Raw genomic sequence first — 24,105 nt, 5'->3', positions numbered from 1 at the left:
CTGGGCCATGATCCACGTCATGGTCACCCGCCTGGCCCGACACACGAAACCGGCCCAGGCAACCCACACCTGAGCCGGAATCTCAAACACTCACTAAGAAGGGCCCCCTCTTATGCACGAGGCGTTAAGAGGGGGCCCTTCCTTACATCTCAGCCGGTGTTGCGCATGCCGGCGGCGATGCCGTTGACGGTGGTCAGCAGCGCCCGCTCCAGCGCCGTACCGTCGTTCGGGGCACGCCGCCCACCCGGCGCGGTCACCACCGCACGCCCGGCGGCGCCGGATTCGCGGTACTGCCGCAGCAACGCCACCTGGAGGTGGTGCAGCGGCTCCAGGTAGGTGTCCCGCACGGCGAGCGTGCGCTGGAGCACCGGCGAGTTGTCCAGCAGCGCCGGTGCGGCGGTGACCGCGAGCACCTCCTGCTTGGTCAGCTCGTACTCCTGCTCGATCTTGTCGAAGATCGGGTGCAGCTTCTTCGGCACCAGCGTCTCCACGTACCGCCGGGCGATGGTCAGGTCGGTCTTGGTCAGCATCATCTCGACGTTCGACAGGAACGTGCGGAAGAAGTGCCAGTTCCGGTTCATCTCGGCGAGCACGTCGGCCAGCCCGGCCGCCCGCGCGGCGGCCAGACCGGAACCCACGCCGAACCAGCCCGGCACGATCTGTCGGGTCTGCGTCCAGCCGAACACCCACGGGATGGCGCGCAGGCCGGACAGGCCGGCGCCGGTGTTCGGGCGCTTCGCCGGCCGGGAGCCGATGTTCAGCGCGCCGAGCAGCTCGGTCGGGGTGGAGGCCCAGAAGTACGCGGGCAGGTCCGGGTCCTCGACCAGCGACCGGTACGACCGGAACGCGGACTCGGACACCACGTCCATCGCCGCGTCCCAGCGCTCCAGCATCTCGGCCGGCTGCCGGGGCGCGGTGTGCAGCAGCGTGGCCTGGAGCACCGCCGCCACCGTCAGTTCGAGGTTCTCCCGGGCCAGCGCCGGCAGCGTGTACTTGTCGGAGATGACCTCGCCCTGCTCGGTCACCTTGATCGCGCCGTCGAGCGTGCCGTACGGCTGAGCCAGGATCGCGTCGTGGGTGGGGCCGCCACCACGGCCGACGGTGCCGCCCCGGCCGTGGAACAACCGCAGGTGCACGCCGTGCCGCGCGGCCACGTCCCGCAGCGAGCGCTGCGCCCGGTGGATGGACCACTGGCTGGTGGTGATGCCCGCCTCCTTGTTGGAGTCGGAGTAGCCGAGCATCACCTCCTGCACGTCGCCCCGGGCCGCCACGAGCGCCCGGTACGCGGGCAGCGACAGCAGTTCGTCCAGCAGCTCACCACCGGCGTTCAGTTCGGCCGGGGTCTCCAGCAGCGGCACGATGCCGATGCGGGCCCGCCCGGAGTGCACGTCCACCAGGCCGGCCTCGCGGGCCAGCACCACGGCGGCCAGCACGTCGTCGACGCCGAGCGTCATCGAGATGATGTACGACTCGATGACCTCGGGGCCGAACCGGTCCTGCGCCTCGCGGATCGCCGCGAACACGTCGAACGTCTTGCGGGCCGACTCGGTGAGCGGGCTGTCCTGGGTGGAGAGCGGCCGCCGGCCGGTCAGCTCGTCGGCGAGCAGCTTGGTGCGCTCCAGCCGGGACAGTGCCGGGTAGTCGGAGACCTCGCCGACCGCCTCGTAGAGCTGGGCCAGCACCTCGTGGTGCTTCTCCGCGTGCTCCCGGATGTCCATGGTGGCCAGGTGCAGGCCGAACGCGGACACCGTACGGATGGCCGAGGCCAGCCGCCCGACGGCGGTGAGCTGGCCGGAGTTGCGGGCCAGCGACGCGCGCAGCAGTTCCAGGTCGGCGATCAGCTCGGACGAGCCCCGGTAGTCCCGCCCCGGCACGTGCGGGGTGTCGGCACGCAGCCGCTCCCGGGTGTTGGCGAGCTTCGCCTTCACGCACCGCGCCTTGAGCCGGTACGGCTCCTCCGCGTTGACCCGGCGGAACCGGGGCGCCACCTCGGGCAGCGCGTCCAGGTCCTTGGCGAGGCTGGCGGACAGGTCGAGCGACACCGCACGCAGCCGCCGGGACACGCTGACCTCGGTGATCAGCTCGTCCATCGCCTTCTCGGTGGCGGCGATGCCGTGCTCGTGCTGGATGCGCAGCACCTCGCGGGTGACCACCGGCGTGACGAACGGGTTGCCGTCGCGGTCACCGCCGATCCAGGTGCCGAAGCTCAGCGGGCGGGACGTCGGCGACGTCTCCACGCCGAGCGTGCGCAGCGTGTCGGCGAGGTCGTCGAGGACCTGGGGCGCGGCCTCGGCGTACAGGTCGCGCAGGTAGTAGATCGCGTTGCGCGCCTCGTCGGTCGGGTCCGGCCGGTCCAGCCGCAGCTCGTCGGTCTGCCACATGAGATCGAGCAGTTCGGCCAGGCGCCGGTTCGCCGGGCCCTCGTCGCTGGCGCCGTACAGGATCGCGTTCGCGGTCTCGGTGTCCAGCTCGTCGGCGACGGCGCGCAGCTTGGACAGGATGGACCGGCGGGCCGCCTCGGTCGGGTGGGCGGTGAAGACCGGTCGTACGGCCAGCCGGCGGGCCGCGGCGGCGATCTCCTCGGCCGGTACGCCCCGCTCGGCGATCATCTTGGCCGCCTGGTCCAGCCAGCCGCCGTGTGTGGCGCGGCGGCGGCGCAGGTCCCGGGCGCGGTGCACCTGCTCGGTGATGTTCGCCAGGTGGAAGTAGGTGGAGAAGGCGCGGGCCAGCTTCGTGCCGGTGGTGACGTCGAGCCCGGCGAGGCGCTGGGCCGCGGCCGGTACGTCGGAGCGGACCTGGGCGCGGATCTCCTCGACCAGGTCGAGCAGCGGGCGGCCCTCCTGCCGGGCGAGGGTCTGCCCGAGCAGCGTGCCGAGGCGGCGGATGTCGGCCCGGAGAGCGGCGTCGGGGCCGTCGTGGTCGTGCTGGTCGGTCACGGTTGCGCTCCTTACGCGAGGACGAAGGACAGCGCTGTCCGACTCCTCTGGATGGTATCCGCGCGGCCCCGGCGGACAGGAGGGGGACGGCGTGATGATCTGCACTCTGGGACGGTCCGCCGGTCAGCCCCGCTCGACGGCGTGCCGTCCCGCCTTCGGCCGGCGGCGCGCGCGGAACATGGTCGCGGTGAGCAGGCCGGCCAGGCCGGCGACCACCCAGAACAGCAGCCCGGTCAGTGCCCAGCCGCCGCCGCGCCAGTCGAAGTAGATGGCCGACTTGAACAGGTCGGTGGCGAGGCCCGGCACGTTCCAGCGGTGCATCCCGCGCAGGAACGGCGGCAGGAACTCGGGCGCGTAGATGCCGCCGGAACCGGGGTTGCCGAGCACGACGAGCAGCAGGATCACGATGCCGGTGCCGAGCAGCCCGAGCCAGCCCTGGACGGCGGCGGCGACCATCCCGGCCGCGAACGCGGCGAGCGCGCCGACCACCGCCACCGTCGCCACCTGATCGGGGAACACGCCGAGCACCGGCCCGACCAGGATCGCCCCGATGACGCCGAGCAGGATCGCGTGCACCGCGAGCGTGGCGATCCGCAGCCCGGCCCGGCGCAGGTCGCGCGGGCTGGTGCCGAGCGAGATGCCGAGCGCCGTGGACGCCAGGTAGCCGCCGAGCACCACGCCGACGGCCAGGTAGAACGGGACCAGGCCGCGCGGGTCGTCGGCGGAGACCGGTACGTCGTCGGTGACCTCCAGTGGCACCCCGGCCTGCCGGGCCGCCTCGGTGAACACGTCGGTGACGAGTTCGGTGGCGGCGGGCGCTCCCGCGCTGGCGGTGGCGAGCGTCAGGCCGCCGTCGGGGGCGGAGCTGAGCACCGCGTACACCGATCTGTCGGTGAGACCGTCGGAGGCGGCGTCGCGGCTGTCGTACCCGACGGGTTTGATCGTGTCGGTGCGGGCGCGGACGGCGGACATCACGGCCTGGGCCTGCTGGTCGCTCGTGACGACGGCGACCGGCACGTCGCGCGGGTCCGGCTTGTGCAGCGCGCCGACGTAGGCGGCGATGAACGCGCTGGCCAGCGCCAGGGTGCCGAGGATCAGCGCCGCCGTGCGGGGCAGCCAGTCCCGGGTACGCAGCTCCGGCTCGTCGTCCACGGCCTCAGCCTATTGCGGGCATATGCCCGGCTCATGGGGTTTCGTCGGGCGAAAACCGCTGGTCCCTGCCGATAGCGTCGGGCCATGACGGTGCCTGTCTATCCCGCCAAACCGCAGCCGGGCGACCGGGTCGCGGTCGTCTCACCCTCCGCCGGCCTGCCGGGTCTCTTCCCCCACGTGTACGAGCTGGGCCTGCGCCGGCTCCGCGACGAGCTGGGGTTGGAACCGGTGGAGTATCCGACGACCCGGGTCATGGGCGCCGACCCGCGCGACCGGGCGCGTGACCTGACCGCCGCGTTCGCCGACCCGACGATCACCGCCGTGCTGGCGACGGTCGGCGGGGACGACCTGATCACCGTCACCCCGCACCTGGACGACGAGGTGCTGCGGGCCAACCCGAAGCCGTACTTCGGCTACTCGGACAACACCAACGTGCTCAACCACCTGTACCGGCTGGGCGTCGTCGGCTACCACGGCGGCTCCGTGCTCGTGCACCTCGGGCGCTCCGGCAAGCCGCACCCGCTCACGCTCGACTCGCTGCGCGCCGCGCTGTTCACCACCGGCTGGTACGAGCTGACCGCCGCCTCCGAGTGGGGCGACGAGCCGCGCGACTGGCGCGACCCGGCCACGCTGGCCGAGGAGCCGCCGATGTACCCGTCCGAGGGCTGGCGCTGGCACGGCCCGGCCCGGGTGGTGCAGGGCCGGACGTGGGGCGGCAACCTGGAGATCCTGCACTGGCTGATGGCGGCCGACCGCGTTCCGCGCGCGGCCGACCTGGCCGGCTCGGTACTGGTGCTGGAGACGTCGGAGGAGATGCCCACCGCGCAGGAGGTCTTCCGGATCGTGCGCAACATGGGCGAACGGGGTCTGCTCGCCGCCGTCCCGGCGATCGTGGTGGGCCGCCCCAAGGCGTGGGACTTCGACCGGCCGCACTCGGTCGCGGAGCGGCTGGCCTGGGCCGCCGACCAGCGGGCGGCGATCCTGTCGGCGCTCGCCCCCTACGCCGGCGACCCGGTGGTGGTCTTCGACGTCGACCTGGGCCACACCGACCCGCAGGTGATCATCCCGTACGGCGGCGAGATCCGCGTGGACGCGGCCGAGCGCCGCATCGCCGTGCGCTACTGACGGCGGCGTCGGGGCCGACGGCGCGGGGTCAGGCGTCGACGACGGCGAAGGCGCGGACCGGGAATGTGCCCATGCCGGCGACCCGCGGCGGAGCGGCGGTGAACCGGAAGCCGGTCGGCGGCAGCGCGTCCAGGCCGGTCAGGTGCTCCACGATCGGCACCCCGGCGGCCAGCAGACCGGTGTGCGCCGGGCGCTGACCTGCTGCCGCCGCCGTCATGTCGTCGATGTTGATCGAGTCGATGCCGACGAGCGCCGCGCCCGACTCGGCCAGCCACTGGGCGCCGTCACCGGTCAGGTAGGGCGCGTCCGGTGCGGCGTACGCGTCGGTGCCGAAGTGCACGTCCCACCCGGTGTGCAGCAGCACCGCGCACCCGGCCACGTCGTACGGGGCGAGCATCAGCCGGTCCACCGCCCGCGTACCGGCCGGCACGCGTACCACCAGGCCGGGCAGGTCGGCGAGGCGGTCCAGCGGCACCCCGGTCAGGTCCGGGCCGTCGGCGAAGCGGTGCGACGGCGTGTCCACGTACGTGCCGGTGTTGGCGATCATGTCGATCCGCCCGACCTGGAACTCGACACCGGGCGCGTACCAGCTCCGGGACGCCTCCCGGGTCAGCCACTCGCTGATCGCCGGTGCGGGCCAGCCGGGCAGCGTGACCAGGCCGTCGGTGATCACGTGACTCAGCTCGACGACACGCCGACCGCCGCCGGCCGGGGCGGCCACCCCGCGCCCGCCCTTGTGCGGCTCCTCGACGACGGTCCGGTTCGTGATCCGTACCTCGCCGACCATGAGCAGCCCCAGGTGCCGGACCAGCAGCGCGGCCACCTCGTCGTCGGTGACGTCGGGGTGCGGCACGTCCAGCCGGAACCCGTCGGTGCGCAGACCGCCACCGTTGGAGAAAACCACCTCGGCGTCGAAGACCGTCCGATACTCGACCATCCGCCCACCGCACCACGCCCGGTCGCAGCCGGTCAAGATCCAACATCGGGCGGGCCCGGTTCGTCGGTGGAGGGGGATAGGCTCGAACGGTGCACCCCCCGTCCGGCTGGACGCGGGGTCGTCGTCGTGTGTCGATCCGCTGGAAGTGATCACTGATGCTCACCGGACTCTTCTCCGCCGCCCTGGCCGACCCGGGGCTGGCCCGGGCGCGTGACCTGGCGCGCTCCGGTGCCGCGCAGGTCGACGGGCTCGACCTCACCGCCCCGGCCGCGCTGCGCCCGTTCGCGGTGGCAGCGGTCGCCGCCGACGAGCCGGCCGGAGGCGCGGGCCGCCCGGTGCTCGCGGTCACCGCCACCACCCGCGAGGCCGACGACCTGGCCTCCGCGCTGGGCAGCCTGCTGCCGCCGGAGCAGGTGGCGGTCTTCCCGTCCTGGGAGACGCTGCCGCACGAGCGCCTGTCGCCCCGATCCGACACGGTCGGGCGGCGCCTCGCCGTGCTGCGCCGGCTGGCCCACCCGGACGCCGCCGACGCGCACGGCCGCACCGGGCCGCTGCGGGTCGTCGTCGCGCCGGTGCGCTCGCTGCTCCAGCCGCAGCTCAAGGGCCTCGGCGACCTGGAGCCGGTGCAGCTCGCCGCCGGGGACGAGGCCGACCTGGAGGAGGTCGCCCGCCGGCTCACCGACATGGCGTACGCCCGGGTCGACCTGGTCACCAAGCGCGGCGAGTTCGCCGTCCGCGGCGGCATCCTGGACGTCTTCCCGCCCACCGACGAGCACCCGTCCCGGGTCGAGTTCTGGGGCGACGAGGTGGAGGAGATCCGCACCTTCGCGGTGGCCGACCAGCGCACCATCGAGGGCGTGGCGCAGATGTGGGCGCCGCCGTGCCGGGAGCTGCTGCTGACCCCGGCGGTGCGGGAGCGGGCCGCCGCACTCGCCGCCGAGCACCCCGAGCTGGCCGAGATCCTGGACAAGCTGGCCGAGGGCATCCCGGTCGAGGGCATGGAGTCGCTCGCTCCGGCCCTGATCGGCGCCGACGCGCTGGAACTGCTCGTCGACTGCATGCCGGCCGGCACCCACGTACTCCTCTGCGACCCCGAGCGCATCCGCACCCGCGCGCACGACCTGGTCCGTACCTCGGAGGAGTTCCTCCAGGCCAGCTGGGCCGCGGCCGCCGTCGGCGGCCAGGCCCCTGTCGACCTCGGCGCCGCCGCCTTCAAGACCCTGGCCGAGGTACGCACGGCAGCCCGCGCCCTGCGCCAGCCCTGGTGGACGCTCGCGCCGTTCGGCCTGGTCGAGGCGGACGCGGCGCCGGCCCGGCAGCCCTGGGAGGACGAGCCGGCCGCTGTCGACGTCACCCCCGACGACGCCATCGCGGTGAGCCTGGCCGCCCAGCCGGCCCCGCTCTACCACGGCGAGACCGCCCGGGTGGTCGACGACCTGAAGCGCTGGGCCGGTGAGGGCTGGTCGATCGCGCTCGTGTTCGAGGGGCACGGCCCCGCCCAGCGGGCCGTCGAGGTGCTCCGCGACGCCGGTCTCGGCGCCCGGCTCACCGAGGAGGTGCCCGCCGCACCGGCACCGGGCGAACTGCTCGTGTCCTGCGGCTGCCTGACCGCCGGCTTCGTCGACGAGGCGTCGAAGTTCGTGCTGCTCACCGGCAACGACGTCACCGGTGGCCGGGGCACCTCCACCCGCGACATGCGCAAGATGCCCAGCCGGCGGCGCAACACCATCGATCCGCTGGAGCTGAAGGCCGGCGACTTCGTGGTGCACGAGCAGCACGGCATCGGCCGGTACGTCGAGCTGGTGCAGCGCACGGTGAACGGCGCCAGCCGCGAATACCTGGTCATCGAGTACGCGCCGAGCAAGCGCGGCCAGCCCGGCGACCGCCTGTTCGTCCCCACCGACCAGCTCGACCAGCTCTCCCGTTACGTCGGCGGTGAGCAGCCCACGCTGCACAAGATGGGCGGCTCGGACTGGCAGAAGTCCAAGGCGCGGGCGCGCAAGGCGGTCCGGGAGATCGCCGCGCAGCTCATCCAGCTGTACGCCGCCCGCAAGGCGTCGAAGGGGCACAACTTCGGCCCCGACACCCCGTGGCAGCGGGAGCTGGAGGACGCCTTCCCCTGGCAGGAGACGCCCGACCAGCTGGCCGCCATCGAGGAGGTCAAGCGGGACATGGAGCAGACCGTCCCGATGGACCGGCTGATCTGCGGCGACGTCGGCTACGGCAAGACCGAGATCGCGGTACGGGCGGCGTTCAAGGCGGTGCAGGACGGCAAGCAGGTGGCCGTGCTGGTGCCGACCACGCTGCTGGTGCAGCAGCACTACAACACGTTCGCCGAGCGGATGAGCCAGTTCCCGGTGTCGATCCGGCAGCTGTCCCGGTTCCAGACGCCGAAGGAGTCCGAGCAGACGCTGGAGATGGTCGCCGCCGGCACCGTCGACATCGTCATCGGCACCCACCGGCTGCTCCAGGCGGCCACCCGGTTCAAGTCTCTGGGGCTGGTCATCATCGACGAGGAGCAGCGGTTCGGCGTCGAGCACAAGGAGCACCTGAAGACGCTCCGCGCCTCGGTCGACGTGCTCGCCATGTCGGCCACCCCGATCCCGCGCACGCTGGAGATGGCGATCACCGGCATCCGGGAGATGTCCACAATCGCCACCCCGCCGGAGGAGCGGCACCCGGTGCTCACGTTCGTCGGGGCGTACGACGACCGTCAGGTGGCCGCCTCCATCCACCGTGAGCTGCTGCGCGACGGTCAGGTCTTCTACCTGCACAACCGGGTCGAGTCGATCGAGAAGACGGCACGCAGGCTGCGGGAACTGGTCCCCGAGGCCCGGGTGGCGGTGGCGCACGGCCAGATGGGCGAGGAGGCGCTGGAGAAGGTGATGGTCGGCTTCTGGGAGAAGGAGTTCGACGTCCTCGTCTGCACCACGATCGTCGAATCAGGCATCGACATCCCGAACGCCAACACCCTCATCGTCGAGCGCGCCGACCTGCTCGGCCTGGCCCAGCTGCACCAGATCCGCGGCCGGGTCGGCCGTGGCCGGGAACGGGCGTACGCGTACTTCCTCTACCCGCCGGAGAAGCCGCTCACCGAGAACGCGCACGAGCGGCTGGCGACCATCGCCCAGCACACCGAACTCGGCGCCGGCATGTACGTGGCGATGAAGGACCTGGAGATCCGCGGCGCCGGCAACCTGCTCGGCGGCGAGCAGTCCGGCCACATCGAGGGCGTCGGCTTCGACCTGTACGTCCGGATGGTCGGCGAGGCCGTGTCCGCCTTCAAGGGCGAGCAGCAGGAGGAGGAGGCGGAGGTCAAGGTCGACCTGCCGATCGACGCGCACCTGCCGCACGACTACGTGGCGGTGGAGCGGCTGCGCCTGGAGATGTACCGCAAGCTCGCCGAGGCCCGCGACTCCGAGCGTCTGCGCGAGGTGGTCGCCGAGATGACCGACCGGTACGGCGAGCCGCCCGCGCCGGTGCAGAACCTGGTCGCGGTGGCGCGGTTCCGGCTGCTCGCCCGCCGCTACGGGCTGACCGACGTGTCGATGCAGGGCAAGCACATCCGGTTCGGCCCGCTGCCGCTGCCCGACTCGAAGCAGATGCGGCTCAAGCGCTACCACCCGGACTCGGTCTACAAGCAGGCGCTCGACCAGGTCAGCGTGCCCCGGCCGAGCACCCGGCGGATCGGCGGCGAGCCGCTGCGCGACCAGGCGCTGCTGGAGTGGTGCGGGCAGCTCCTGGCCGACGTCCTCGGCAAGCCCGAGGAGCTGGCCGGTGTTGCCAGCCCCGCAGTGGCGAGCGGACGATGACACAGCAAGCCCGAGGAGTTCGCCGGAGCCGCCCGGCCCGGGGCGGGCGCGCGATGAGGTGGGCGGAGTCACAGGCCGGCACTCGGCGTGAGAGAGTGACCCTCATGCGTGCTCGCCGTTCCCTCGTCGCCGTCAGCGTCGCGGCCCTTGCCGCGCTCTCTCTCGCCGCCTGTGGCCGCTCCGCCCCGGACGTCGCCGCCTACGTCGGCGACAGCCGGTACTCCGTCGACCGGGTCGACGCGATCTACGAGGACGCGCAGCGGCAGTACGCGGAGGCCGTCCGTAGCCAGTCCCCGCAGACGCCGTCGCCGGCGGAGCTGCGGTCCTCGGTGACCCGGCAGGACGTGCTGAACCTGCTGGTCGCGATCGACCTGGGCAAGCGCGTGGCGGCCGACAAGGGCCTCCAGGTCACCGACCAGATCTCCCCGGAGCAGATCCAGCAGGCGCTCCGCATGCCGGCGACCACCGAGTACACGAAGCTGTGGGGCGAGTGGGTCGACCTCTCCGGCACGCTCCAGCAGAGCCTGCCCCCGGCCGACCTCAGCGACGAGTCCCTGATGGCCGTCTACCACGCCCTCGAGAAGACCGGGGCGATCCAGCCGGGCCTGAGCATCGACCAGGTGCGGCAGGCGTTCGGCGAGGCCGGGTTCGTCCGCACCGCCACCGCGCTCAGCAGCGCGCTGCAGGAGCAGGCCGAGAAGTCGGACGTCCGCGTCAACCCCCGGTTCGGCGTGACGGGCGTGCCGTCGCTGGTCAACACCGGCCAGTCGTTCGTCTTCTACTCCCTGCCGTACGTCGACCAGGACGGCCCGGTCACCGACATCTCGACTCCGGAGGCGCCGGCCTCCGGCTCCCCGGCTCCCGGAGCCGCATGACCGCGCGGATCGTCCTGCTCGTCACCTCACCCCGGCTGCCCGCCGGCCTGCTGACTTCGGCCGCCTGGGACGCCGTACGCTCCGCCCCGGTCCTCGCCGGTGCGGAGAGCGAGCTGACCCGTGCGGTCCGAATGGCCGGCGCCGACGTGAGCGTGGTGACCGAGGGTGCGACCCAGGCGCTGCTCGACGCCGCCGCCGCGCACGGCGGGGCGGTGTGGCTGGCCGGTCCGGCCGGCGACGAGACGCTGGCCCGTGAGCTGGGGCTGCGGCTGGCGCGCGAGCCCGGCCTGGCCGAACTGGAGCTGATGTACGGCTCGTGGGATCCGCCCGGCGCCCGGCTGCTCGACGCGGTCGAGGTGATGGACCGGCTGGCCTCCCCGGGCGGCGATCCGTGGAAGCGGGCGCAGACCCACCGCAGCCTGGCCGGTTTCCTGCTGGAGGAGTGCTACGAGGCGTACGACGCGATCAGCGCCGACGACACCGACGCGCTCCGCGAGGAACTGGGCGACGTGCTGCTCCAGGTGCTGCTGCACGCCCGGCTGGCGGAGAACCTGCCGGAGGGCAAGAGCTGGACCGTCGACGACGTCGCGGGCACCCTGGTCGACAAGATGGTGCGGCGCAACCCGCACGTGTTCTCCGGTGAGCCGGCCGGTTCGATCGAGGAGATCGAGGCGAACTGGGAACGGATCAAGCGGGCCGAGAAGACCCGCGACTCGGTGCTGGACGGCATCGCGCTGAGCCAGCCCGCACTCTCCCTGGCCGCGAAGATCCTGGACCGGGCCGGCCGGGTGGGCCTCGCCGTACCGCCGCCACTGGCCGAGTCGCAGGTGGATCCGGAGGCCCGGCTCGGCGCGAGCCTGCTGGCCACTGTCGCCGCCGCCCGGCAGGCCGGCATCGACCCGGAGGCCGCGCTGCGGCGGGCCGCCTTGGCGTACGCCGAAGCGATCCGAGCCGCCGAACGCCCCACCCCCACCAACCCCGCCTAACCCCCCGCCCGCGCTCACCCCGCCCCGCCCTCTCCCCGCGATCTTGCACTTTCGGCCCGAGCGGTGCCGCAAATGCCCCCTCTGCCCGGGCACAAAGTGCAAGATCGCCGAGTCGGCTGGCCGCCAGCCCAGCCCAGCCCAGCCCAGCCCAGCCCAGCCTTCCTTGCTCGACCGCGCCCCTCCCGGCAGGCGAGACTCGTCGCCCGCATCCCGGGATCGCCGTAGATCTTGGTACGAAAGTGCCCCTATAGGGGCCGTTTCGGTCCAAGATCTACGCCCGCCCCGGACGACGCGCGCTCGCGGCCGACCAACCCCGGCACCCAGGCGGTGGCCTTCCAGGGGACTCGCGGCGGTGATCAAGGGGTTTGGGTCGAGGGCGGGCTCTGGCGGGGACACGAACTCCTTGATCAACGGGGGCGGGGAGGCGGGAGAGTGGGCGGGGTGATCGGTAGGGTCGGGGGATGGAGTCGTTCGGGCCGCTTGCGGAGCGGATCGTGGAGGCGTTGCTGGAGAGCCGGCCCGGGCTGGCCACCTCCGCCGGGGATCACCGCTACGACGACCGGCTGCCCGATCTCTCCGCCGACGCCCTCGCCGCCGACCAGGCGATGCTGAAGGACGCCGCCGACGCGCTCGCGGAGATCGACCCGGACGCGCTCGACGTGGCGGAGAGCGTCGACCACGCGCTGCTCACCAGCCTCGTCGACAGGGGACTGTTCGAGGCCACCGAGATCCGCGGCCACGAGTGGGATCCACTGCGCCACAATCCGGGGCCGCTGCTGCACGCCCTGCTGGCCCGTCCCTTCGCCCCGGCCGAGGAGCGCCTGACCAGTCTCGTCGGGCGTCTGTCGGCCGTACCCGATGCGCTGTCGACGGCGCGCGCGACGCTGCGGGACATGCCGCGGGTCCACGCGGAGACGGCGGTCGGGCAGTTCGCCGGTACGGCGGCGCTGATCCGCGACGAGGTTCCCGGGTTGCTCGCCGAGGCGCCGGCGATGCGTGACCGGGTCGGCCCGGCGGCCAGCGAGGCGATCGCCGCGCTGGAGGAGTTCGTGGCCTGGCTGCGGCAGGGCCTGGCCGCGGACGCCGGTCCGGGGCGTGACCCGCGGCTGGGCCGGCGGCGGTGGGAGGCGCGGCTGTGGCACACGCTCGACACCGAGCTGAGCGCCGCCGAGGTGCAGCGCCGCGCCTGGGCCAACCTCGACCGGGTCACCGAGGAGATCCGCGCGGCGTCGGTCGAGCTGGTCGGTGGTCCGGCCGACGACGAGACGGTACGCCGGGCGCTGGACCTGCTGGCCGCCGAACACCCGGACGACGCCACGATCGTCGACCTCGCCTCGGTCACGCTCGACGAGGCGAGTGACTTCGTCCGCCACCACGACCTGGTCAGCATGGTCGGCGACCCGTGCGTGATCCAGGAGATGCCGGAGTTCGCGCGCGGCGTGGCGGTGGCCTACTGCGACTCGCCGGGCCCGCTGGAGACGGCCGACGTGCCGACGTTCTACTGCATCTCGCCCACCCCGGCGGACTGGCCGGCGCAGCGGGTCGAGTCGTTCTACCGCGAGTACAACGACCACATGATCCGCAACCTGACCGTGCACGAGGCGATGCCGGGTCACTTCCTCCAGCTCGCCCACGCCCGCCGGTACGACGGCCCGACCCGGGTACGCGCGCTCACCGAGTCGGGCGTGTTCGTCGAGGGCTGGGCGGTCTACGCCGAGGAGCTGATGGCGGGGCTCGGCTTCGGCGGGCTGCCGGTGCGGTTGCAGCAGCTCAAGATGCAGCTCCGGATGACCATCAACGCGCTGCTGGACCAGCTCGTGCACTGCGACGACATGCCCGAGTCCGAGGCGATGGCGCTGATGACCGGGCGCGGCTTCCAGGAGGAGGGCGAGGCGGCCGGCAAGTGGCGGCGGGCGCTGCTCACCTCGACGCAGCTCTCCACGTACTTCGTCGGCTACAGCGAGATGGCCGACATCGCCGCCGCCCGGCCGGACGGCGTGACGGTGCGCGACTGGCACGACGCCATGCTGGCGCACGACTGCCCGCCGCCGCGCCACCTGCGGACACTGCTGGGGGTGTGACGGCCACCGCCCGGGCGGCGGCCCGGCCTGCGGTCACCGCCCGGCGGCGACCGCGTCGATCAGCCAGCGCGACAGGGAGTACGCGGGCGGCAGCTCGGCGGGCAGCGCATTCACCGGGAACCAACGCGCCTCCGTCAGCTCGATGCCGTCGACGACGGGTTCGGCGGCCGGGTCGGTCACCTCGGCGGTGAACCCGGCGAGCAGCGTGCCCGGCCCGGACAGCGCCCACGGCTGGCTGTCCACGTAGACCGGTCGCCGCAGCGTCAGGCCGACCTCCTCGGCGACCTCGCGGTGCACCGCCGCCTCCAGCGACTCGCCCGCCTCGACGAACCCGGCGACGAGTGCCCACAGCTGCGTCGGCCCCTGCGCGTGCCGGACCAGCAGCAGTTCGTCGACGCCGCCGGCCGGGCCGGGGCGGGTGATCGCGGTCAGCACCGCGACGGACAGCGGCACGAACACCGTCAGCCCGCAGTCCGGGCAGCGCCGCGCGGTCTCGCCCGGCACGTCGGCCAGCTCGGCCCGGCACGCGCCGCACCACCTGTGGGTACGCCGCCAGGTGACCACGGCGAGCGCCCGTCCGGCCAGGTCGGCGCGGGGTGCGGGCAGCTCGGCGGCGAGGCCGCGCCAGCCGCGCCACGGGCCGGGAAGCGACTCCGGATCGGCCACCTCGGCCGCCCACGCCGGAACGCCGTCGAGCGTGCCGACCGGGATCCAGGCGAGGTCGCCGGGCAGCGCGCCGATCCGCAGCGGCTGCTCGTCCGGGCCGGTCAGCAGCTTCCGTCCGGCCACCGGCAGCGCCAGGTCGTCCGGCTCCGGCGGCCGCCCGTGATCGGCAGCAGGCAGGAACCCGGGCGGGATCACGACGTGGACGGGCGGCGGTCCACCACGCCGGCGCCGTCCGGGACCGCGAACGCGGCCGCCTCGACGCTCTCGGTGTAGCGGCTCAGCGTCACCTCGGTGGGCTTGCCGTCGAGCGTGCCGGAGAAGCTTCCCAGCACACCCTCGTTCGTCACGCAGGCGTTGAAGCGCTCCCCGTCGTGGGTGACGTCGACGCAGGTGGCGTGGTGTCCGGCGAGAGTGGTGTCGCTCTGCTCGATGACCGCCTCCGGCGCCAGCGCCGCCTCGGTGAGCAGCCGGATCACCGCGGGCGGCGTGACCAGGCCCTGCTTGCGTGCCTCGTCGTAGACGATCACCGACGGCTTCCCCGCGGTGAGCACGGGCGGCGAGACGGTGCAGGAGGTACGGGCGGCCGTGCTCGCGCACCGGGTCACCGACTCCTGCGTCACCGTGATCTTGCCGCCGGGCCAGGTGTACGTGGACCGCAGCGGCTTCTTGGTCTGCGCGATCGAGGCGGTCCGGCCGCCGTCGATCTGGTAGTCGGCGGCCCAGGTCTGCTCCAGCGCCCGGTCCATCCGCGCGGCGAGGTCGTTGACCAGGTCGGCGCGACCGAGCGCGACGTTCGCGTCGTCCAGGGCCTGACAGCCGGTGACCGAGAGCGACGCGATGACCGAGGCGGCGAGCACGCGGAGAGTCGTCGAGGCGGCAGGCATGATGCCCAGCCTTGTCGATCGACGCAACGTCTCGCAAACCGGTTGCCGGTTGACGACCGGTAATCCGGGAATGTCCGTCTCAGCAAGCGCCTCGGGGGCCGCCCCGAGCGGGGTGCGGCAGGGCGGGGACCGATACGCTGCGTTCAACACCTGCCTCAGCCGCACCGTCGCGGCCCATACGGACCGGAACCACACAAACGAGGAGCGACTCAGTGGCAACCATCGAGGGAATCGTCGCCCGGGAGATCCTGGACTCGCGGGGCAACCCGACGGTCGAGGTCGAGGTCGGGCTCGACGACGGCACGATCGCCCGCGCCGCGGTGCCGTCCGGCGCCTCCACCGGCGCGTTCGAGGCGGTCGAGCTGCGCGACGGTGACAAGGATCGCTACCTGGGCAAGGGCGTCGAGAAGGCGGTCGCCAACATCGAGGACCGCATCGTCGACCAGCTCATCGGCTACGAGGCCAGCGAGCAGCGGCTGATCGACCAGAAGATGATCGACATCGACGGCTCGGACAACAAGGGCGAGCTGGGCGCGAACGCCATCCTCGGCGTCTCCCTGGCCGTGGCCAAGGCCGCCGCCGGCAGCGCCGAGCTGAGCCTGTTCCGCTACCTGGGCGGCCCGAACGCGCACCTGCTCCCGGTGCCGATGATGAACATCCTCAACGGTGGCGCGCACGCCGACTCGAACGTCGACATCCAGGAGTTCATGATCGCGCCGATCGGCGCGCCGACGTTCCGGGACGCGCTGCGCTCGGGCGCCGAGGTCTACCACGCGCTGAAGTCGGTGCTGAAGAAGAAGGACCTGTCGACCGGCCTGGGCGACGAGGGCGGCTTCGCCCCGAACCTGCCCACCAACGCCGCCGCGCTGGACCTGATCGCCGAGGCCGTGGAGAAGGCCGGCTACCGGCTCGGCACCGACATCGTCTTCGCGCTCGACGTGGCCGCCACCGAGTTCTTCGACAACGGCACCTACACGTTCGAGGGCAGCGCCAAGAGCGCCGAGGAGATGAGCAACTACTACACCAAGCTCGCCGGCGACTACCCGATCGTGTCGATCGAGGACCCGCTGGCCGAGGACGACTGGAGCGGTTGGGCCACCCTCACCGCCGCGCTCGGCGACCGCATCCAGATCGTCGGCGACGACCTGTTCGTGACCAACCCGCAGCGCATCGCCCGGGGCATCGCCGAGCAGGCCGCCAACGCGGTGCTGGTGAAGGTCAACCAGATCGGCTCGCTCACCGAGACGCTCGACGCCGTCGACCTGGCCCACCGGGCCGGCTTCAAGTGCATGATGAGCCACCGTTCCGGCGAGACCGAGGACACCACCATCGCCGACCTGGCCGTCGCCACCGGCTGCGGGCAGATCAAGACCGGCGCGCCGGCCCGCTCGGACCGGGTGGCCAAGTACAACCAGCTCCTGCGGATCGAGGAGGAGCTGGCCGACGCGGCGCGGTACGCCGGTGCCGGCGCGTTCCCGCGCTACCGTTCGGCCTGAGCGAGCGCTCCGGGGGAGGGGTGTGACGATGCAGCAGCGCCGCACACCGGGTGGCCAGCGGCCCGCCCGCCGGCCGGGTCAGCCCGGCCGGACGGGCGGTGCCCGGGTCCGGTCCACGGCACGCGACAACGGCGTCCGCGCGGAGGCGCGCGCCGCCGGCCGGTCACCCGGCGCGTCCCGTGCCACCGACGGCGTACGCTCCGCGAGCCGCCCCGCCGCGGCCCGGCGTACCGCCGCCGGTGGCCCGGTCAAGCGGCTCACCGCACCCCAACCCCGGCGCTTCACCGGGCGCGCCACAGTGCTGTTCGCGGTGCTGATCGCGCTCGCCCTGGCGTACACCTATCCGGTCCGGGTCTACCTGGACCAGCAGGCCGACATCGAGCGGATGGAGGCGGCGCAGGCCGCCCAGCGGGCCGAGATCGACCGGCTCACCGCCGAGGCGGCCAAGTGGAAGGACCCGGAGTACGTCAAGACGCAGGCCCGGGAGCGGTTCTTCATGGGCAAGCCGGGCGAGACGCTGCTCGTGGTGCTCTCCGACCCGGAGGGCGCCGCGAAGGACGCCGGCAAGGGCGCGAAGCCGGGGGCGCCGAAGCCGCCCGAGCCCTGGTACGACACCCTGTGGGGGAGCGTGCGGGCGGCCAACGCCGAGCGCCCCGACAAGTGAGCTTTGATCCGAGAGGCACTTCCTTGAGCGTCGTACCACCGCAGGAGCCGGCGGCGGACTCCGTACCCCCGCCGGAACGCCAGCCGGCCACCGAGGCCGACCTGGCCGCGGTGGCCGCGCAGCTCGGACGCCCGCCTCGCGGCACCCGCGCGGTGGCCCACAGGTGTCCCTGCGGCCTGCCCGACGTGGTGGAGACGACGCCCCGGCTGGCGGACGGCACGCCGTTCCCGACGCTGTTCTACCTGACCTGCCCGCGTGCCACGGCGGCGTGCAGCCGGCTGGAGTCGGCCGGGCTGATGAAGGAGATGGCCGAGCGGCTCGCCGAGGATCCGGAGCTGGCGGCGCGGTACCGGGCGGCGCACGAGGACTACCTGACCCGCCGGGAGGCGATCGGCGAGGTGCCGGAGATCGCCGGCATCTCGGCCGGCGGCATGCCGGGGCGGGTGAAGTGCCTGCACGTGCACCTCGGGCACGCGCTCGCGGCCGGGCCGGGGGTCAACCCGTTCGGCGACGAGACGCTGGCGCTCGTGGAGAAGTGGTGGGCGGCCGGCCCCTGCGTGGACGTGCCCGCGGTCCAGTGAGATGAGCGCCGACGAGATCACTGTGCGCCGGGCCCGCACCACCGACGTACGCGGCATCCGGCGGCTGGTGGACACCTACACCGACGACCGGCGGCTGCTCAGCAAGGCGACTGTGACGCTGTACGAGGACGTGCAGGAGTTCCGGGTCGCGGTGACGTCTGACGGCACGGTGGTCGGCTGCGGCGCGCTGCACGTCATGTGGGAGGACCTGGCCGAGATTCGGACGGTGGCGGTCGATCCGTCCTGCCGGGGCCACAAGATCGGGCACCGGATCGTCGGCGGGCTGATCGACGCGGCGCGGGAGCTGGGCATCGCCCGGATCTTCGTGCTGACGTTCGAGACCGGCTTCTTCGGCTCGTTCGGTTTCCGCGAGATCGACGGCGCGCCCGTCCCGCAGCCGGTGTACGAGCAGCTCCTGCGCTCGTACGACGAGGGCGTGGCGGAGTTCCTGGACCTGGAACGGGTCAAGCCCAACACCCTGGGCAACACCCGCATGCTGCTGCGCCTCTGACCGTGCGCGGGCTGCCGTAGGGTGGGCGCCGTGAGTGCGCGTGTGGCCGCCATCGACTGCGGGACCAACTCGATCCGACTGCTGATCGCCGACCTGCCCGAGTCGTCGGCCGGGGAGGCGGCGCCGCTGCGCGACGTCAGCCGGCGGATGGAGATCGTCCGGCTGGGGCAGGGCGTCGACCAGACCGGCATGCTCGCGCCCGAGGCGATCGAGCGGACCCGGGTGGCGCTCGCCGACTACGCGGCGGAGATCGAGAAGTCCGGCGCCGAGCGGGTACGCATGTGCGCCACCTCGGCCTCCCGCGACGCCTCCAACGCCGCCGACTTCCGCGCCATGGTCGAGCGCACGCTCGGCGTACCGCCCGAGGTGGTGACCGGCGACGAGGAGGCACGCCTGTCGTTCACCGGCGCGGTGCGCGGCCTGCCCGCCGACGCCGAACCGCCGTACCTGGTGGTCGACATCGGCGGCGGTTCGACCGAGTTCGTCGTCGGCACCCGCGCCGACGGGGTGCGCGGCGCGATCTCGGTGGACATCGGCTGCGTCCGGATGACCGAACGGCACCTGCACGACGATCCGCCGACTGCGGCGCAGATCGCCGCCGCCGAGTCCGACATCGCCGCCGCCGTCGACCGCGCGCTCGCCGCCGTGCCCGGCCGCGAGGCTGCCACGCTGGTCGGGCTCGCCGGTTCGGTCACCACAGTGGTCGCCCTGGCGCAAGGGCTCCGGGAGTACGACCCGAGCCGCATCCACCACGCCCGCGTCTCGTACGAGCAGGTGGCCGAGGTGACAGCCGACCTGCTCGGCAAGAGCAGTGAGCAGCGGCTGGCGTACCCGGTGATGCACCCGGGGCGGGCCGACGTGATCGGCGCGGGCGCGCTGGTGCTGCGAGTGATCATGGAGCGGGCCGGGATGCCGTCCGTGGTCGCCTCCGAGCACGACATCCTCGACGGCATCGCTTGGAGCCTCGCCTAGCCCGCTCGCTCTTTCGCCGCCGCACCTTCAGGCGGTGATCAAGGAGTTCGTGTCCGATCGGGGCGCCTCAGAGGACGCCAACTCCTTGGTCAACAAGGAGGGCCGGGCGTCAGTCAGTCGCAAGGTCGGGGCGGTGTTCCCTGATCCACTTCTCGACGTCGGACTTCCGCCAGACCTTGCCCATCGCCAGCACGGCGATCGGCTCCGGGAAGTTGCGTTGGTTGGCGATCACGGATGCGCGCTGACGCGACACGTTGCCGAGCATCGCCCGGATCTCCGACACGCCCACCAGCTCCACACGTTGACGATGGCAGTGTCGGCGTCGCCGAACAGCGACAACTACGGAGGCTATTGACGTTGACAACAGGAGGCGACACGATCGGGGGATGACCGTGAGGAACTGTTCTCCCGTACCCGATCGCAGTCGCCGTGTCGTGCGGCCGCACGTGCCGATGCGGCCCCTCTGGTTGTGCCGGGTGTGCGCGGCCCCCTGGCCGTGCCAGCCGGCCCGCCTGTTGCTGCTGCTGGACTACCGGCGCGACCGCGTCGCCCTGTCGATCCACATGGCGGGCTGCCTGTTCGACGCCACCGCCGACCTGATGGCCGCCAACCCGAACCCGGCCGACCTGTTCGACCGTTTCATCGGGTGGACCGCCCGTCCTTCCTCCCGGTGAACAAGGCCGGGCAAAGTGCTGTGTGATTGACGGTAGTGTGGAATGCGCACTAGTGTGCGGAGCGTGGATACCACGCAGCTCCTCAAGGGCGTGCTCGACCTGGCGGTGCTCGCCGTGCTCAAGGACGAGGACGGATACGGCTACGACATCCTGCGGCGGCTGCGTGAGGCCGGCCTCACCGAGGTCGGCGACGCCTCGGTCTACGGCACGCTGCGCCGGCTGTTCGCCGCAGGCCTGCTCACCACGTACGTGGTGCCGAGCGAGTCCGGGCCGCACCGCAAGTACTACTCGCTGAACGCGGCCGGGCGTGACCAGCTCACCCGCTCCGGCAAGACCTGGCGCTCGTTCGCCACCACCATGGACGCACTGCTCGACGATCGGGGGATGGCGGCATGACCGTCACTGGGCAGGAGATCACGGACTACGTCGACCGGGTACGCGCGGCGCTCGCCGACCTGCCGCCGGCGGTCCGCGACGAGCTGACCGAGGACCTGCCGGAACACCTCGCCGAGGTGGCCGCGGAGGGCGAGGGCGCGCTCGTGGACCGGCTGGGCACCCCCGAGGCGTACGCGGCCGAACTTCGCGCCGCCGCCGGCGCCGGGGAGGGGCGGCGACCGGCGCGCTTCCACCGCCTGGCCGAGGCGCGGGATCAGGCGGCCACGCAGATACGTCTGCTGGATCGTCAGCTCGGCCCGGTGCTCGGGCACGAGACGGTGAGCGACTTCCTGCGCCCGCTGCGCCCGGCCTGGTGGCTGGTGCGTGGCTGGCTGGCCGCGCTGCTGATCAGCGTCATGGTGGACGGTGGCCGGCCCGGTCTGCTGCCCCGGCCGAACGACAACGCGTCGGCCGGCCTGCTGCTGCTCATCGGCGCGGTGGTCGCGTCACTGTGGCTCGGCCGCCGTTCCGCGGGCTTCACCGGCTGGCCGCGCCGCCTGCACCGGCTGGGTACGGCCGCGCTGCTGCTCTTCGGCTTCGCGGTGCTCGTCGATGTGGACCGGAACGCCAGCTCCGACGTCTACAGCGGCTACGAGCAGACGTCGGTGGACCGGCGGTACGACCGGATCGAGGACGTCTTCGTCTACGACCAGCAGGGGCGGTTGATCCGCGACGCGCAGCTGTTCGACCAGAACGGCGTGCCGATCCGGCTCGGCTGGCCGAACTGCCTGGACTCGTCCGGCGCCGTGCCCGCGCCCCGCAACGCCTACCCGTACTGCCCGGAGCTGGCACCGTTCGGCGCACCGGCCTCGCCGTCGATCGCCCCGCCCGCACCCGCGCCCACAGGCAGCGCCACCCCGACCGCGCCCGCCACGCCCGCGCCCAGCACCAGCGCTTCCCCGGAACCCACGTCAACGCGCTAGAACACGCTCGATCCCGCGAGATCTTGGTACGAAACGGCCCTCATAGGGGCCGGAATCCTCCAAGATCTCGCGGGATCCGCTGTCAGGCGATGGCGGCGATGTCACCGTCGTCGAAGTAGATCGCCTGGTGGAGCCGGCCACCCAGCGCCGCGGCGAACCGGGCCACCACTTCCTGTCCGGAGATCTTTCCCTGCTCGATCTGGGAGACCCGTCCCTTGGTGACGCCCATCCGGTCGGCGACCTGCTGCTGGGTCAGGCCGCGCGCTCGCCGTACCTCCGCGAGGCGGTGACCGATGACCTCGGCGAGGAGTTCCTGCTTACCCGCGTCGACCGCATCTTCCCCGCCGACCCGGGCGACGTGGTCGGCGCGGATGTCCTGCCACCGGGAGTAGTCGCTCATGCCTTCCCCTCCTCTCGTGCCCGGTCCTTGAGGTAGAGCTCGTAGCGGTGCTCGGCGACGGGAATGGCCTCCTGATACCACGTCTTCCACCGGCCGGACTTGTCGCCGGCGACCAGGAGGATGCTCGAGCGCCACGGGTCGAACGCGAAAAGGATACGCACGGTGCCCGGCCGGAGCTCCTTCAAGTTCGCCATCGACGAACCGTGGATGGTGTCGACAAGGGGTCGTCCGAGTCCTGGTCCGTGCTCGGCCAGGAGGTCGATCGCCTGCACCACTCGCGCATGGGCGGACGCGTCGAGAGTGTCGAGCCACTGCCGCACCTCGTCGACCAGGTAGACGTCCCAGTCTCCAGCCACCACGGGGCTAGTTTAGCAATCGCTATACCCAGCGTGTGTGCCTGTCCGGCGGTTCAACAGGAGGTGAATGCCACTGTTGTTCCGTCTTCCCCGCGCCGGTGACCGCGTGGCACGCTACCGGCACGTATCAGCCAACTGGGCGACCAGCCAATGATGACTGACCGCTAGGAGGACGGGCCCATGGGCGAGATGGTGAGCTTCACCGGCAACGGGGGGACGAGCGAGGGGTATCTCGCGATACCCTCCGGCGGTGCGGCCAGCCCGGCGGTCATCGTCATCCAGGACTGGTGGGGACTGGTGCCCCACGTCCGGGCCGTGGTGGACCGCTTCGCCGAGGCCGGCTTCGTCGCCCTCGCGCCCGACTTCCGGCACGGCGGGCCGGCCGTGAAGCCGACCGAGCCGCGGCTGATGCTGAACAGCTCCCAGATGGACGAGGCGGCCAGCGACATCGCCGCCGCCGCCGAATACCTGGCGAGCCGGTCCGAGGTCGCCGGCAAGGTGGGCTGCGCCGGGTTCTGCGCGGGTGCAAGCCTGGCGCTGTGGTCCGGCACGTTCTCCGAGCGCATCGTGGCGACCGCCGGGTTCTACCCGCGCCTGCCCTGGGAGGGCATGGCCACTGGCGCGGCGGACAACGCCGACCGCACCGACTGGGCCGGCTACGCCGGGAAGGCCGCGCTCATCCACTGCTCCGAGGCGGACGGCCTGTCGGCCGCCGACGGGGTGCAGAGCGTACGCCGGTCCATCGAGTCCGCCGGTGGCACCTGCCAGACGTTCGACTACCCGGGCACCGCGCACGCGTTCTTCAACGAGGACCGGCCCGAGCACTTCGACCAGCGGGCGGCCGCCACCGCCTGGGCCCGCACGCTGGAACTGTTCCGGGCGAAGCTTGGCTGAGTCGCGTACCCCGCAGGACGTGGTCGCCCGCGCCGCGCGGGCGGCCGACCTGGCCGACCTCGACGGCGCGGTCAGCGACTGCTTCGCCTGCCCGCGCCTGGTGGCCTGGCGGGAGGAGGTCGCCCGGGTCAAGCGGGCCGCGTTCCGCGACCAGGACTACTGGGGACGGCCGGTGCCCGGCCTCGGGCCGGCGGACGCCCGCATCGCGATCCTCGGCCTGGCGCCGGCCGCGCACGGCGGCAACCGCACGGGCCGGATCTTCACCGGGGACCGGTCCGGTGACGTGCTGTTCGCCGCGCTGCACCGCGCCGGGCTGGCCAACCAGCCGACGAGCGTGTCCGCGGACGACGGCCTGACGCTGCGCGACACCCGCATCTTCGCGGCTGTGCGGTGCGCGCCGCCGGACAACAAACCCACTCCCGACGAGCGGGACACCTGCGCGCCGTGGCTGCACCGCGAGGTCGAGTTGATCCGGCCCACGCTGCGCGTCGTGGTCGCGCTGGGCGCGTTCGCGTGGGCCGCGTGGTGGCCGGTGCTACGCCAGGTGTACGGGCAGCGACCGCCCACACCGCGACCGGTGTTCGGTCATGGGGCACACTGGTCCGGCGAGTCGGTGCCGGCGTTGCTGGGCTGCTATCACGTCAGCCAGCAGAACACGTTCACCGGCCGGCTCACACCGGCGATGCTGGACGACGTGTTCACCCGGGCGAAGGACCTGGCCGGGGTGGACTGAGGAACACCTGAG

Annotated in this window: 23 protein-coding genes; 15 read left to right on the top strand and 8 right to left on the bottom strand. The window is 72.7% G+C overall.

Going from position 1 to position 24,105, the window contains the following annotated elements:
• Positions 1 to 149: 149 nt before the first annotated feature.
• Both ppc and FB455_RS25880 read right to left on the bottom strand, forming a co-directional pair.
• Positions 150 to 2,936: a phosphoenolpyruvate carboxylase gene (gene ppc / locus FB455_RS25885; protein WP_013284083.1), complete on the bottom strand. Its 2,787-nt coding sequence runs from the start codon at positions 2,934 to 2,936 to the stop codon at positions 150 to 152.
• A 123-nt stretch (positions 2,937 to 3,059) separates the two neighbouring features.
• Positions 3,060 to 4,088 carry an ABC-2 transporter permease gene (locus FB455_RS25880; RefSeq protein WP_071096784.1) on the bottom strand — a complete coding sequence of 343 codons (1,029 nt, stop codon included), beginning with the start codon at positions 4,086 to 4,088 and terminating at the stop codon, positions 3,060 to 3,062.
• Between the two features lie 84 nt (positions 4,089 to 4,172).
• On the opposite strand from FB455_RS25880, the gene FB455_RS25875 reads away from it, so the two are divergent.
• On the top strand, positions 4,173 to 5,213 hold the full coding sequence (locus FB455_RS25875) for a S66 family peptidase (RefSeq protein WP_145755124.1): 1,041 nt from the start codon (positions 4,173 to 4,175) through the stop codon (positions 5,211 to 5,213).
• Positions 5,214 to 5,241: 28 nt separating this feature from the next.
• Here FB455_RS25875 and FB455_RS25870 read toward each other — a convergent pair whose 3' ends face one another.
• Positions 5,242 to 6,150 (bottom strand): cyclase family protein, encoded by a 909-nt coding sequence (locus FB455_RS25870; RefSeq protein WP_145755123.1) that lies wholly within the window; start codon positions 6,148 to 6,150, stop codon positions 5,242 to 5,244.
• Between the two features lie 155 nt (positions 6,151 to 6,305).
• Between FB455_RS25870 and mfd the strand changes: the two genes are divergently transcribed.
• The 4 genes from mfd (at position 6,306) to FB455_RS25850 (ending at position 13,904) form a co-directional block, all read left to right on the top strand.
• Complete coding sequence (mfd, locus tag FB455_RS25865; RefSeq protein WP_013284087.1) at positions 6,306 to 9,962, top strand: transcription-repair coupling factor; 3,657 nt, start codon at positions 6,306 to 6,308, stop codon at positions 9,960 to 9,962.
• Positions 9,963 to 10,066: 104 nt separating this feature from the next.
• Positions 10,067 to 10,837, top strand: a complete 771-nt coding sequence (locus tag FB455_RS25860) for a hypothetical protein (RefSeq protein WP_013284088.1) — start codon at positions 10,067 to 10,069, stop codon at positions 10,835 to 10,837.
• The gene (locus tag FB455_RS25855; RefSeq protein ID WP_145755122.1) at positions 10,834 to 11,823 is read left to right on the top strand and encodes a nucleoside triphosphate pyrophosphohydrolase; all 990 of its coding nucleotides are present in this window, start codon (positions 10,834 to 10,836) and stop codon (positions 11,821 to 11,823) included. The genes FB455_RS25860 and FB455_RS25855 overlap by 4 nt, the downstream gene beginning before the upstream one ends.
• Positions 11,824 to 12,284: 461 nt before the next feature.
• Positions 12,285 to 13,904: a DUF885 domain-containing protein gene (locus FB455_RS25850; RefSeq protein WP_030271270.1), complete on the top strand. Its 1,620-nt coding sequence runs from the start codon at positions 12,285 to 12,287 to the stop codon at positions 13,902 to 13,904.
• Between the two features lie 33 nt (positions 13,905 to 13,937).
• Here the strand turns inward: FB455_RS25850 and FB455_RS25845 are convergent, their stop codons facing one another.
• Together FB455_RS25845 and FB455_RS25840 are read right to left on the bottom strand one after the other, a co-directional pair.
• The gene (locus FB455_RS25845) at positions 13,938 to 14,765 is read right to left on the bottom strand and encodes an NUDIX domain-containing protein (protein ID WP_145755121.1); all 828 of its coding nucleotides are present in this window, start codon (positions 14,763 to 14,765) and stop codon (positions 13,938 to 13,940) included.
• A complete protein-coding gene (locus FB455_RS25840; protein ID WP_013284092.1) occupies positions 14,762 to 15,454 on the bottom strand; it encodes a hypothetical protein in 693 nt (230 codons plus the stop codon). Before FB455_RS25840 ends, FB455_RS25845 begins: the two co-directional genes overlap by 4 nt.
• Positions 15,455 to 15,666: 212 nt before the next feature.
• On the opposite strand from FB455_RS25840, the gene eno reads away from it, so the two are divergent.
• The 5 genes from eno to FB455_RS25815 are packed head-to-tail and all read left to right on the top strand — an operon-like array spanning position 15,667 to position 19,678.
• On the top strand, positions 15,667 to 16,950 hold the full coding sequence (gene eno / locus FB455_RS25835) for a phosphopyruvate hydratase (protein WP_013284093.1): 1,284 nt from the start codon (positions 15,667 to 15,669) through the stop codon (positions 16,948 to 16,950).
• A gap of 28 nt (positions 16,951 to 16,978) precedes the next feature.
• On the top strand, positions 16,979 to 17,614 hold the full coding sequence (locus tag FB455_RS25830) for an FtsB family cell division protein (RefSeq protein WP_030271266.1): 636 nt from the start codon (positions 16,979 to 16,981) through the stop codon (positions 17,612 to 17,614).
• 23 nt (positions 17,615 to 17,637) lie between these two features.
• Complete coding sequence (locus FB455_RS25825; RefSeq protein ID WP_013284095.1) at positions 17,638 to 18,195, top strand: DUF501 domain-containing protein; 558 nt, start codon at positions 17,638 to 17,640, stop codon at positions 18,193 to 18,195.
• Position 18,196: 1 nt separating this feature from the next.
• A complete protein-coding gene (locus FB455_RS25820) occupies positions 18,197 to 18,706 on the top strand; it encodes an amino-acid N-acetyltransferase (protein WP_013284096.1) in 510 nt (169 codons plus the stop codon).
• Between the two features lie 42 nt (positions 18,707 to 18,748).
• Positions 18,749 to 19,678, top strand: a complete 930-nt coding sequence (locus tag FB455_RS25815) for a Ppx/GppA phosphatase family protein (RefSeq protein ID WP_145755125.1) — start codon at positions 18,749 to 18,751, stop codon at positions 19,676 to 19,678.
• Positions 19,679 to 19,787: 109 nt separating this feature from the next.
• On the opposite strand, the gene FB455_RS25810 is transcribed toward FB455_RS25815, so the two are convergent.
• Positions 19,788 to 19,976 (bottom strand): hypothetical protein, encoded by a 189-nt coding sequence (locus tag FB455_RS25810; RefSeq protein ID WP_176921700.1) that lies wholly within the window; start codon positions 19,974 to 19,976, stop codon positions 19,788 to 19,790.
• Between the two features lie 178 nt (positions 19,977 to 20,154).
• Here FB455_RS25810 and FB455_RS25805 point away from each other — a divergent pair, with 178 nt between their 5' ends.
• From FB455_RS25805 to FB455_RS25795, 3 genes are all read left to right on the top strand, one after another.
• Positions 20,155 to 20,352, top strand: coding sequence for a hypothetical protein (locus tag FB455_RS25805; RefSeq protein ID WP_230651275.1), 198 nt, complete (start codon positions 20,155 to 20,157; stop codon positions 20,350 to 20,352).
• A 63-nt stretch (positions 20,353 to 20,415) separates the two neighbouring features.
• On the top strand, positions 20,416 to 20,748 hold the full coding sequence (locus tag FB455_RS25800) for a PadR family transcriptional regulator (RefSeq protein ID WP_030271259.1): 333 nt from the start codon (positions 20,416 to 20,418) through the stop codon (positions 20,746 to 20,748).
• Positions 20,745 to 21,710 carry an HAAS signaling domain-containing protein gene (locus tag FB455_RS25795; RefSeq protein ID WP_030271257.1) on the top strand — a complete coding sequence of 322 codons (966 nt, stop codon included), beginning with the start codon at positions 20,745 to 20,747 and terminating at the stop codon, positions 21,708 to 21,710. The genes FB455_RS25800 and FB455_RS25795 overlap by 4 nt, the downstream gene beginning before the upstream one ends.
• An 82-nt stretch (positions 21,711 to 21,792) precedes the next feature.
• Here the strand turns inward: FB455_RS25795 and FB455_RS25790 are convergent, their stop codons facing one another.
• Both FB455_RS25790 and FB455_RS25785 read right to left on the bottom strand, forming a co-directional pair.
• Positions 21,793 to 22,110, bottom strand: coding sequence for a helix-turn-helix domain-containing protein (locus FB455_RS25790; RefSeq protein WP_013284102.1), 318 nt, complete (start codon positions 22,108 to 22,110; stop codon positions 21,793 to 21,795).
• Positions 22,107 to 22,469, bottom strand: a complete 363-nt coding sequence (locus FB455_RS25785) for a type II toxin-antitoxin system RelE/ParE family toxin (RefSeq protein ID WP_013284103.1) — start codon at positions 22,467 to 22,469, stop codon at positions 22,107 to 22,109. The genes FB455_RS25790 and FB455_RS25785 overlap by 4 nt, the downstream gene beginning before the upstream one ends.
• A gap of 177 nt (positions 22,470 to 22,646) precedes the next feature.
• Between FB455_RS25785 and FB455_RS25780 the strand changes: the two genes are divergently transcribed.
• Complete coding sequence (locus tag FB455_RS25780; protein WP_071096750.1) at positions 22,647 to 23,360, top strand: dienelactone hydrolase family protein; 714 nt, start codon at positions 22,647 to 22,649, stop codon at positions 23,358 to 23,360.
• Between the two features lie 19 nt (positions 23,361 to 23,379).
• Positions 23,380 to 24,093 carry a uracil-DNA glycosylase gene (locus FB455_RS25775; protein WP_013284105.1) on the top strand — a complete coding sequence of 238 codons (714 nt, stop codon included), beginning with the start codon at positions 23,380 to 23,382 and terminating at the stop codon, positions 24,091 to 24,093.
• Positions 24,094 to 24,105: the final 12 nt, after the last annotated feature.

The organism is Micromonospora sp. CNZ296, from assembly GCF_007827635.1.
The sequence above is the reverse complement of the archived record's forward strand: the minus strand, read 5'-3'. Positions and strand labels throughout refer to the sequence as shown.

Coding starts and splice junctions, on each gene's coding strand:
- FB455_RS25860 (WP_013284088.1), top strand. CDS start 10,067: ATGCGTGCTCGCCGTTCCCTCGTCGCCGTCAGCGTCGCGGCCCTTGCC.
- FB455_RS25840 (WP_013284092.1), bottom strand. CDS start 15,454: ATGCCTGCCGCCTCGACGACTCTCCGCGTGCTCGCCGCCTCGGTCATC.
- FB455_RS25790 (WP_013284102.1), bottom strand. CDS start 22,110: ATGAGCGACTACTCCCGGTGGCAGGACATCCGCGCCGACCACGTCGCC.
- FB455_RS25780 (WP_071096750.1), top strand. CDS start 22,647: ATGGGCGAGATGGTGAGCTTCACCGGCAACGGGGGGACGAGCGAGGGG.
- FB455_RS25855 (WP_145755122.1), top strand. CDS start 10,834: ATGACCGCGCGGATCGTCCTGCTCGTCACCTCACCCCGGCTGCCCGCC.
- FB455_RS25875 (WP_145755124.1), top strand. CDS start 4,173: ATGACGGTGCCTGTCTATCCCGCCAAACCGCAGCCGGGCGACCGGGTC.
- FB455_RS25830 (WP_030271266.1), top strand. CDS start 16,979: ATGCAGCAGCGCCGCACACCGGGTGGCCAGCGGCCCGCCCGCCGGCCG.
- FB455_RS25795 (WP_030271257.1), top strand. CDS start 20,745: ATGACCGTCACTGGGCAGGAGATCACGGACTACGTCGACCGGGTACGC.
- FB455_RS25850 (WP_030271270.1), top strand. CDS start 12,285: ATGGAGTCGTTCGGGCCGCTTGCGGAGCGGATCGTGGAGGCGTTGCTG.
- mfd (WP_013284087.1), top strand. CDS start 6,306: ATGCTCACCGGACTCTTCTCCGCCGCCCTGGCCGACCCGGGGCTGGCC.
- FB455_RS25820 (WP_013284096.1), top strand. CDS start 18,197: ATGAGCGCCGACGAGATCACTGTGCGCCGGGCCCGCACCACCGACGTA.
- FB455_RS25870 (WP_145755123.1), bottom strand. CDS start 6,150: ATGGTCGAGTATCGGACGGTCTTCGACGCCGAGGTGGTTTTCTCCAAC.